Below are 10,480 nucleotides of genomic sequence, written 5' to 3' on the forward strand. Positions count from 1 at the left end.
TAGGCTACAAAGGAGTGTCAACACAATGACATATGAAGCAGGTAATTTTGATGTAATCGTGATTGGAGCAGGCCATGCAGGTGTAGAAGCAGCTAATGCTAGTGCAAAACGTGGTGCAAAAACATTAATGCTTACATTAAATTTAGATATGATCGCCTTTATGCCGTGTAATCCATCTATTGGTGGCCCAGCAAAAGGAGTAGTTGTTAGAGAAGTAGATGCATTAGGTGGATTAATGGGCAAAGTAATTGATAAAACCTATATTCAAATGCGTATGCTAAATACAGGAAAAGGACCAGCTGTGCGAGCATTACGTGCACAAGCAGACAAGCCTCTATATATTCAAGAAATGAAAGAGCAATTAGAAAACATCGAGAATTTAACGATTCGCCAAGGAATGGTGGATAAATTAATTGTAGAAGACGGTGTTTGTAAAGGTGTAATTACAGAGACAAAAGCAGCTTATTATGCAAAATCAGTTATTATTACTACTGGTACATTTATGCGTGGACGAGTCATTATTGGTGACTTATCATACGAGAGTGGACCAAACAATCAACGTGTCTCTGTTAAGCTACCAGAGAACCTAGAGGAATTAGGATTTGAGCTTGTTCGTTTTAAAACAGGTACACCACCACGTGTAAATAGTCACACGGTCGATTATTCAAAAACAGAAATACAACCAGGAGACGATAATCCTAGTCATTTTTCGTACGAAACTGTCGATACGATTGTTGATCAGATTCCTTGTTGGTTAACGTATACAAACGAAAAAACACACCAAATTATAGATGATAATTTAGGATTATCAGCAATGTACTCTGGAATGATCAAAGGAACTGGTCCAAGATATTGTCCATCTATTGAAGATAAAGTCGTTCGTTTTCATGACAAACCACGCCATCAAATTTTCTTGGAGCCAGAAGGAAGAAATACAGAAGAAATCTACGTTCAAGGTTTATCTACTTCTTTACCAGAATTTGTACAAAGAGAAATGCTACGTTCCATCCCTGGATTAGAAGAAGCGGAGATTATGCGTAGCGGATATGCCATTGAATATGATGCTGTCGTACCAACACAATTATGGCCAACATTAGAAGTTAAAAATATTGCAGGATTATTTACTGCTGGTCAAATCAATGGTACTTCAGGATACGAGGAAGCGGCTGGACAAGGACTAATCGCTGGAATAAATGCAGCAGCGAAAGCATTAGATACTGAAACCTTAATACTTGATCGATCACAAGCTTATATTGGCGTACTGATTGATGATTTAGTAACAAAAGGAACAAATGAACCATACCGTTTGTTAACATCTAGAGCAGAATATCGTTTATTGTTAAGGCATGATAATGCAGATATGCGCTTAACTGAAATTGGTCATCGTTTAGGTTTAATTTCTAAAGAACGCTATAATACTTTTATTAAAAAACAAGAACAAGTAGAAACAGAGAAAAAGCGATTAGCTAAACAAACAATAAAGCCATCAGACCAACTAAATCAATCAATGGAAGATGTTGGTGCTACCCCTTTGAAAGAACCAACGAAAGCAGTTGAGTTACTTAAACGACCAGAGATAAACTATGCATTTATTGAAAGATTAACAAAAGCATCTGTCGCATTATCCGAAGATGTAAAAGAGCAAGTAGAAATTCAAATCAAATATCAAGGTTATATTGATAAATCTAACCAGCAAGTTGGTAAAATGCAAAAAATGGAAAATAAACTCATTCCTGATAACATGGATTATGATGCTATTGGTGGGATTGCTACAGAGGCAAAACAAAAATTGAAAAAAGTGCGTCCTTTATCGGTAGGACAAGCTTCTCGTATTTCAGGTGTAAACCCAGCTGACGTTTCCATTCTACTTGTGTATATTGAGCAAGGTAATATAGCTAGAGTAAATAAAGATAAAAAGTAGTATTGCAATAGAAAGGGTTGTTAGTGATGAATGCAAATACCTTTGTAGATCAGTTGAAAAAACAAGGAATCGATCTATCTGATAAACAAAAGAAACAATTTGATATTTATTTTAAAACATTGATAGAGTGGAATCAAAAAATAAATTTAACTGCAATTACTCAAGAAGATGAGGTTTATTTGAAGCATTTTTACGATTCAATTACCGCTGCTTTTTATTTTGATTTTACAAAAGAACTGCACCTATGTGATGTAGGTGCTGGTGCTGGTTTTCCCAGTATTCCGTTAAAGATTTGTTTCCCACAGTTAAAGGTAACGATTGTTGATTCTTTACAAAAACGAATTACCTTTTTAAACAAATTAGCAGAAGAATTAGAACTAGATGGTATGGCATTTTATCATAACCGTGCAGAGATTTTTGGTAAACAAGAACAATTTAGACATTCTTTTGATGTAGTTATGGCTCGAGCGGTTGCAAGGACATCTGTGTTAAGTGAATTGTGTTTTCCATTATGTAAAACAGGCGGATATTTTATTGCTATGAAAGGACCGAGTGCGACCTCCGAGATATCAGATGCAAAAGCAGCTATTGAAATATTGGGTGGAGAAGTAAACAAAGTGAACACATTTGAATTACCGGAAAATAGTGGGGAGCGAAATATTATCATTTTTGATAAAAAAAGAAAAACGCCAAAGAAATTCCCAAGAAAACCTGGTGTTCCAAATAAAACACCTATTCAATAATTATAAAAAAACACCTATTTGAAATTATTGTAAAGGATTAATTTTTTGTAAAAATATCTGTGAGTTTAGCATGTATTTTTTATTTCTATCAGAACAACTTACTATTCTAAAAGATTATATGGTAGAATAAGAACAGAATAACGTCGATAAGATTACAAATACTTATCTTAGAATAAATGATTAAATGTTTCACGTGAAACATTTAATCAAAAGCTACTTCATTATAAAATCCTGTGAAACCAATTGTTGGATGTAATAAGGTAGCATAGGAAAGAGATTAAGGTGGTGTCTAGTGAATGTTACACCCATTTAGCCGGATATTCGGCATAGGTGACAAGGAAGAAGAAGTAACAGAACAGGAATACGTGCCAGACGAGGTCATTCAAATTCCAGTCAAAGAAATTGCCGCAAACCGTTATCAACCGCGTTCGATTTTTAATCAAGAAAAAATTGAAGAATTGGCACAAACGATTCACACGCATGGTATGATTCAACCTATTGTGGTACGTAAGATGACTCCCGATGAAGAGGGAAGAGGGTTTGAATTAATTGCTGGTGAAAGAAGATGGCGGGCTGTAAGCTTTCTAGCCTGGGAAACCGTTCCTGCAATCATTCGAGAAATGAGTGATACGGAAACAGCTTCTGTTGCATTAATAGAAAACTTACAACGAGAAGAACTTACCGTTATTGAAGAAGCTAAAGCATATGAAAGATTATTACAATTACACGGCTTAACACAAGAAGCCTTGGCACAACGGTTAGGAAAAAGTCAATCAACCATTGCGAATAAAATGCGTCTCTTAAAGCTACCAAAATCCGTACAAATTGCCATTTTGGAGAAAAAGATAACTGAAAGGCATGCACGCGCACTTATAAGCATCAAAGACCCTGAAAAACAGGAAAAGATATTACAAGAAATTATCGATAAAAATCTTAATGTGAAACAAACAGAAGATCGGATTCAAAAATTATTCGAACAATTACCAAAAAAGAAGAAACCAACATTAAAAGGTGTTAATAAAGATATGCGTATTGCAATGAATACTATCAAGCAATCACTTCATATGGTGACTGAAACTGGAATTAATTTAGAAACTGATGAACAAGATTATGATGATTATTATCAAATCACAATAAAGATACCTAAGAAAAAATAATATACTAGATAAGTCCCTTCTTCCATGTACGTAAGATTGGGATTTTCTTTTGTCTTATGAATGTTTAAAAGATAAAGAGTTATAAAAGTTGTGTTTATTTTAGAAAAAAATGATAGAATATATTTTATAGTCAATAGAGTTTGAACTAGGTAGGTGACACCATGGGAAAAATAATCGCCGTAGCAAATCAAAAAGGCGGCGTAGGAAAAACAACATCTTCAGTCAATTTAAGCGCATGTTTAGCATACATGAATCATAAAGTATTGCTTGTAGATATAGATCCACAAGGAAATGCAACAAGTGGTTCGGGAATTAACAAAGCTGACATGGATGAATGTATTTATAATGTATTAGTGGAAGACTTAAATGCAGACAAGGTGTGTGTTCCTACAACGGTAGAAAATTTAAATGTAATACCGGCAACCATTCAGCTTGCTGGAGCAGAAATTGAACTTGTTCCTACAATATCAAGAGAAGTTAGATTAAAGAAAGCACTTGAACCATTAGTGGACAAATATGATTATATTATTATTGATTGTCCACCATCACTTGGATTACTAACTATTAATGCTTTAACTGCAGCTGATAGCGTGTTAATACCAGTGCAATGCGAGTACTACGCTTTGGAAGGTTTAAGTCAATTATTAAATACAATACGCTTAGTACAAAAACATCTGAACAAGCAACTTACAATTGAAGGTGTTTTATTAACGATGCTTGACGCGAGGACTAATTTAGGTATACAAGTTATTGATGAAGTGAAAAAATATTTTCAAGATAAAGTTTATCGATCTATTATACCACGGAATGTTAGGCTGGGAGAGGCCCCAAGCCATGGACAACCAATTATCGTTTATGATCCGAAATCTAGAGGTGCAGAAGTATATCTTGATTTAGCAAAGGAAGTGATCGCTAATGGCGAAAGGGTTAGGGAAAGGAATTAATGTCTTTTTTCCAGAATTAGAATCGGATGATGATGAGACTATTCAACAGGTTTCGGTTCAATCATGTCGTCCAAATCCATATCAACCTCGAAAAACATTTCAAGCAGAAGCCATTGAAGAATTAAAAGACTCCATTATCGAGTATGGCATTCTTCAACCGTTGATTGTTCGCCAAAGTATAAAAGGGTATGAAATTGTTGCAGGTGAACGACGTTACCGAGCAGCGAAAGAAGCTGGGTTAGAAAAGGTTCCAGTTATTATTAAAGAAATGACTGATCAGAAGATGATGGAACTGGCACTTTTAGAAAACCTACAGCGCGAGGATTTAACGCCAATTGAAGAAGCGCAAGCCTATGCTAACTTAATGCAAGAATTTAACATGACTCAAGGTGAACTTGCGCAACGATTAGGAAAAAGCCGACCACATATTGCAAATTTAATTCGTTTATTAAGTTTACCAACTTCAATCACTGCTTTGATTAACAATGGCGAATTATCCATGGGCCACGGACGAACTTTATTAGGTTTAAAAGACAAAAATAAATTACAACCTATCGTTAACAAAATTAAAAAGGAAAACTTAAATGTTCGTCAACTTGAGCAGTTAATTACGCAGTTGAATGACAAAGTACCTCAACAAAAGAAAAAAACAAAAGAAAAGAAAGATGTATTCCTAACTGAACGAGAAAATTTACTACGTAGCCATTTAGGTACAGGAGTCAAAATTCATAAAGGAAAGAAAAAGGGGAAAATAGAAATTGAGTTTTTCTCAGATGATGATTTAGATCGTATCCTTGAGCTATTTCAATAACAACTAAGCTTGGCAATAACCATTTGCCAAGCTTTTTATATTAATGAAGCAAATAATGTTTCACGTGAAACATTATTACATTGTGTCTCACTGTAATATTTGATGAAAACAATAGATTTAAAAAATTATACCACTCAATAAAAAAATACATTTAAGAGTCATATCGACTTTAAGCGCATCCTCACAATCCCGCGTCTTTTTTTGTACGGTTAGCAGTAGGATATGTCAGATAGATGTCTAAATAATGTAAAGCCCCTGCTAATACTTCCGCCATACTCATGACAATATGGAGTCTAGTGCTTTGCAAGATCATATAATCCATATATCCACCAATATTTACTACGCCATGTACATACAAATCCCCAACAGACGGTAAATCTTTGTTTAAAGCAGCGCCAGGTAGTAGTGCACCAGATCCTACAATAATTGAACCAACAGATGATTGTTTTCCTAAACATGCATCAATTGCTATTACAAACGGATCGCTATATGTTTGATTAATATACGAAAGTGTTTTAGTTAAATTTGTAGCATGTACTGGTTTTTCGAGTGTTCCAAACAAAGAAAAATGATCATGCTTCCGTTTTTTTAATAAGCTTCCTGTTAATGGACCTAATGCATCACCAGTAGAACGATCGGTACCAATACATACAATAACGTATTCTTTCGGTTCATTTGGAATTAAATTTTTTAATGTTTCTGCAATTTTAATTTTCACAAAAGATGCATCGTAAAGAAATCGTTTCTCATTTTTTTGAAAGACAGGAGTTTTAAGATTCATAGCTTCTCCTCCAAAGGCATATTTTTAATAGTATACGAGTATTTACTTTTTTCTATACATTGTGATTAAAAATAGGGGTGAAGTGATGTTTAAATCAGGAATGAAATGGATTTTCTTAATTATTGGTACGATGATAGGTGCTGGATATGCTTCTGGTAGGGAACTATGGCAATTTTTTGGACCGGAAAGTGGACTAGCTATTATAATATTTTCCGTACTATTCACTGTTTGTTGTTATACGATACTAATGATTAGTTATGAAAATAAAACATCTGATTACTTACCTGTTTTAAAAAAATTGGTAGGGAAACGATTTACTCCTTTATATGACGGAATGATCATTGTTTATTTATTTACAACTACTGTGATTATGCTAGCTGGCAGTGGTGTAACAATAGAGGCCTTTCGCTTGCCATATTGGTGGGGGATCGTATTTATTGCGATTCCAGTTGTAATCGTATTTATTTGGGATATAGAAGGCGTTTTATCATTAAACAGCATCATTTTACCATTATTAATAGTTGGGTTGGTTAGTGTCTTAATATCTTTTATTATGAAACAAGACTTATTGATTTTTGCTGATATAGAAAAACAGAGCAATTGGGTTGCAGCCTTTCCGTTTACGGCATTAAACATCCTTCCACTTGTTGCTGTGTTAGGAGCAGTTGGTACACAAATCGATTCAAAGAAAGAAGCTCTTTTTTCAAGTATAGGAAGTGGAGTAATATTAGGGTCGATTTCTTTTTTATATAATAGTAGTTTGGTGCAAATTGCCAATGACCTTTTAGTGTATGAAATTCCTCTGTTTGCAATCTTAAAGCATTATCCATACACCATGTTTATTTTCATATCAATTTTATTATGGTTCGCTATATTTACTACAGCTGTTTCAGGCACACTTGGATTAGTTTCAAGAGCAAGAGAATTTATACAAATGCCAATGTGGCTAATCGCACTCATCTTAATTGTTTGTATGATTCCTTTAACTACATTTGGTTTTGCCACACTAATTGAATATTTATATCCTCTATATGGATTATTAAATTTATATATTTTGTCTAGTTTATTATTATATCCATTTTTAAACCGATACAAATGAAAGTGAACATGATAGAATAAGACTATATTTAATGTATACTTTGTACTTCGCTAAGGGGGGAGTGTCATGAATAAAGACTATGGACTGAATGACTTAGTTCAAATGAAAAAAACCCATCCATGTGGTGAGAACCGATGGAAAATTATTCGTATGGGTATGGATATTAGAATTAAATGTGATGGCTGTGGTCACAGTGTATTAATACCACGAAGAAAATTTGAAACAAAACTGAAAAAAGTATTAGTGAAAGCAGATCAAGAAGAGGAAAAATAAGTTTGTTTCACGTGAAACATTGTGCTAATTTTAATAAATAATACTTAAATGATTAATAAGATCGTAATTTTGTTTAGGGAAAGATTAAAATATAATGTTGTAACATACGTATTTTAACTATTTATTAACTTGTCAAACGAATCGACTATACCTATAATTAGAAAGACTGAAACGTTCATATGAGCGGTATATCCTTAAGGAGTGAAAGTTTTAATGGCATTAACAGCAGGAATCGTTGGTTTGCCCAACGTCGGAAAATCAACATTATTTAACGCAATTACGCAAGCGGGGGCAGAATCAGCTAACTATCCGTTTTGTACAATAGATCCAAACGTAGGTATTGTAGAAGTGCCTGATGCACGTTTAGGTAAATTAACTGAATTAGTCAAACCGAAAAAGACAGTCCCTACAACTTTTGAGTTTACTGATATTGCAGGAATTGTAAAAGGTGCTAGTAAAGGAGAAGGTTTGGGAAATCAATTTTTATCGCATATTCGTCAAGTAGATGCAATTTGTCATGTCGTTAGATGTTTTCAAGATGAGAATATTACGCATGTATCAGGGACAGTTGATCCAATTGATGACATTGAAACCATTAATTTAGAGCTGATATTAGCAGATTTAGAAACTGTGACTAAGCGTATGCAACGTGTAGAGAAGATGGCTAGACAAAAAGATAAAGAAGCCGTTGTTGAATTTGATGTATTAGCTAAATTGAAAGATGCATTTGAAGATGAAAAACCAGCGCGTTCAGTTTCATTTACAGAAGAGCAACAAAAGCTGGTAAAAGGATTACATTTACTAACAAGCAAACCGATTTTATACGTGGCGAATGTTGGGGAGGATGAGCTGCTTGAAGCAAATAATAACCCTAATGTTAAAAAAGTTCGTGGCTTTGCAGCACAGGAAGATGCAGAAGTTATAGTTATTAGTGCAAAAGTAGAATCAGAAATTGCAGAGCTTGAAGGGGAAGAAAAAGTAGAGTTCCTTGAAGAGCTAGGAATAGCTGAATCTGGTTTAGATCAACTAATAAAAGCTACGTATCAATTACTTGGACTAGCTACTTACTTTACTGCTGGTGAGCAAGAGGTTCGAGCATGGACATTTACAAAAGGAATTAAAGCACCACAAGCTGCAGGTATCATTCATACTGATTTTGAACGAGGATTTATTCGAGCTGAGACGGTATCATACGATGATCTATTAGAAGCTGGTTCAATGAGTCGCGCGAAAGAAAAAGGAAACGTTCGATTAGAAGGAAAAGATTATTTGGTGAAGGACGGCGATGTTATGCATTTCCGTTTTAACGTGTAAGCCTGGATCATTATTAAAGTAAACCGGTTATTTGTAACAAGTAAGGAGATTGATCTTGCGTCATTCAACAATGTTTGGTATAATATTTGATTGTGAGTAATGAACAATTATTACTCCTTGCTTATTTCAAAAAGAAATAGGCCGCTAAGACCAAAAGGAGGTGCAAACGGATGAATAACTATGAAATTATGTACATCATCCGCCCAAACATTGAGGAAGAAGCGCAAACAGCATTGATTGAGCGTTTTAACAGTATCCTTACTGACAATGGTGCGGAAATTGAAAAAGTTGAAGAAAAAGGCAAGAAACGTCTTGCTTATGAAATCAACGACTTTCGTGATGGTTACTATGTAGTGATTAATTTTAAAGGCGACGAAAAAGCAATTAATGAATTTGATCGTTTAGCGAAGTTCTCTGACGATATTATTCGTCATATGGCAATTCGTGAAGACGACAAATAAGGAGGGATTCCCATGTTAAATCGTGTCGTACTCGTCGGCAGGTTAACGAAGGATCCAGACTTACGCTATACTGCAAATGGTGTTGCAGTAGCTAATTTCACCTTAGCCGTTAATCGACCATTTTCCAATCAACAAGGCGAACGAGAAGCAGATTTTATTAACTGTGTCGTATGGAGACGACCTGCTGAAAACTTAGCAAACTTTATGAATAAAGGGAGCTTAGTCGGAGTAGACGGTCGCATTCAAACGAGAAATTTCGAAGGTCAAGATGGAAAGCGCGTCTATATAACAGAAGTTGTTGCAGATTCTGTACAATTTCTTGAGACAAAAGGTGGTGGAGGATCCGGTTCACCTAAAGGTGGACAAGGATCAGCAGGATACAATCCTGATTACAGCCAAAACCAATCATTTAATCAAAATAATAATCAATCGAATGAAAAGAATCCATTTGAGAATAATGGAGAACCAATTGATATATCAGATGATGATTTACCATTTTAATGTTTAACTAAAGGAGGGCTTTCTGATGGCAGCTCGTCGTGGACGTTCAAAACGTCGTAAGGTGTGTTATTTTACAGCGAACGGTATTACACACATCGATTATAAAGATGTTGATTTGCTAAGAAAATTTGTTTCAGAGCGTGGAAAAATTCTTCCTCGTCGTGTAACAGGTACTTCTGCAAAATATCAACGTAAATTAACAAGAGCAATCAAACGCGCACGTCAAATGGCTTTATTGCCATACGTGAACGATTAATATTTAAAAGAAAAAGCACTATAGGGGGCTAACCTTATAGTGCTTTTTTAATCTAGAAGAAAAGGGGCTAACATAGATAGTGTATGGGAGATAATGGTGCTGCTTACTCAGCAAATATATAATTAAAGGAAGAAGCTGGGACAAAACTCACGAACGTCATTTTTAAATTCATGTTCTAAGTGATGATATAGTTTTTATTTGAATATCTATCAAAGACGA

The 10,480-nt window shown here is 34.7% G+C and carries 12 protein-coding genes; 11 read left to right on the top strand and 1 reads right to left on the bottom strand.

From position 1 onward, the window contains the following. Window positions 1–25 precede the first annotated feature (25 nt). The 5 genes from mnmG (at window position 26) to ACH6CY_RS12380 (ending at window position 5,576) form a co-directional block, all read left to right on the top strand. A complete protein-coding gene (mnmG, locus tag ACH6CY_RS12360) occupies window positions 26–1,921 on the top strand; it encodes a tRNA uridine-5-carboxymethylaminomethyl(34) synthesis enzyme MnmG (protein ID WP_374067646.1) in 1,896 nt (631 codons plus the stop codon). 26 nt (window positions 1,922–1,947) lie between these two features. Beyond that, a complete protein-coding gene (rsmG, locus tag ACH6CY_RS12365) occupies window positions 1,948–2,664 on the top strand; it encodes a 16S rRNA (guanine(527)-N(7))-methyltransferase RsmG (protein WP_374067647.1) in 717 nt (238 codons plus the stop codon). Window positions 2,665–2,960: 296 nt separating this feature from the next. After that, complete coding sequence (gene noc, locus ACH6CY_RS12370; RefSeq protein ID WP_374067648.1) at window positions 2,961–3,821, top strand: nucleoid occlusion protein; 861 nt, start codon at window positions 2,961–2,963, stop codon at window positions 3,819–3,821. A 161-nt stretch (window positions 3,822–3,982) separates the two neighbouring features. Continuing rightward, the gene (locus ACH6CY_RS12375) at window positions 3,983–4,765 is read left to right on the top strand and encodes a ParA family protein (RefSeq protein WP_374067649.1); all 783 of its coding nucleotides are present in this window, start codon (window positions 3,983–3,985) and stop codon (window positions 4,763–4,765) included. Next, window positions 4,737–5,576, top strand: coding sequence for a ParB/RepB/Spo0J family partition protein (locus tag ACH6CY_RS12380; RefSeq protein ID WP_374067650.1), 840 nt, complete (start codon window positions 4,737–4,739; stop codon window positions 5,574–5,576). Before ACH6CY_RS12375 ends, ACH6CY_RS12380 begins: the two co-directional genes overlap by 29 nt. Before the next feature lie 181 nt (window positions 5,577–5,757). Here the strand turns inward: ACH6CY_RS12380 and yyaC are convergent, their stop codons facing one another. Continuing rightward, a complete protein-coding gene (yyaC, locus tag ACH6CY_RS12385; RefSeq protein ID WP_374067651.1) occupies window positions 5,758–6,357 on the bottom strand; it encodes a spore protease YyaC in 600 nt (199 codons plus the stop codon). Window positions 6,358–6,442: 85 nt separating this feature from the next. On the opposite strand from yyaC, the gene ACH6CY_RS12390 reads away from it, so the two are divergent. The 6 genes from ACH6CY_RS12390 (at window position 6,443) to rpsR (ending at window position 10,261) form a co-directional block, all read left to right on the top strand. Then, window positions 6,443–7,456: a YkvI family membrane protein gene (locus ACH6CY_RS12390; RefSeq protein WP_374067652.1), complete on the top strand. Its 1,014-nt coding sequence runs from the start codon at window positions 6,443–6,445 to the stop codon at window positions 7,454–7,456. 66 nt (window positions 7,457–7,522) lie between these two features. Continuing rightward, on the top strand, window positions 7,523–7,729 hold the full coding sequence (locus ACH6CY_RS12395) for a DUF951 domain-containing protein (RefSeq protein ID WP_374067653.1): 207 nt from the start codon (window positions 7,523–7,525) through the stop codon (window positions 7,727–7,729). Between the two features lie 213 nt (window positions 7,730–7,942). After that, complete coding sequence (ychF, locus tag ACH6CY_RS12400) at window positions 7,943–9,043, top strand: redox-regulated ATPase YchF (RefSeq protein ID WP_374067654.1); 1,101 nt, start codon at window positions 7,943–7,945, stop codon at window positions 9,041–9,043. A 170-nt stretch (window positions 9,044–9,213) separates the two neighbouring features. Next, entirely contained in the window at window positions 9,214–9,504 is a 291-nt protein-coding gene (rpsF, locus tag ACH6CY_RS12405; protein ID WP_374067655.1) for a 30S ribosomal protein S6, read from the top strand. A gap of 12 nt (window positions 9,505–9,516) precedes the next feature. After that, window positions 9,517–10,005 carry a single-stranded DNA-binding protein gene (ssb, locus tag ACH6CY_RS12410; protein WP_374067656.1) on the top strand — a complete coding sequence of 163 codons (489 nt, stop codon included), beginning with the start codon at window positions 9,517–9,519 and terminating at the stop codon, window positions 10,003–10,005. A gap of 25 nt (window positions 10,006–10,030) precedes the next feature. Continuing rightward, entirely contained in the window at window positions 10,031–10,261 is a 231-nt protein-coding gene (gene rpsR, locus ACH6CY_RS12415; protein WP_090851159.1) for a 30S ribosomal protein S18, read from the top strand. The last annotated feature ends 219 nt before the right edge of the window (window positions 10,262–10,480 follow it).

This window comes from Paraliobacillus sp. JSM ZJ581 (assembly GCF_044383835.1).
Lineage (GTDB): Bacteria > Bacillota > Bacilli > Bacillales > Amphibacillaceae > Paraliobacillus.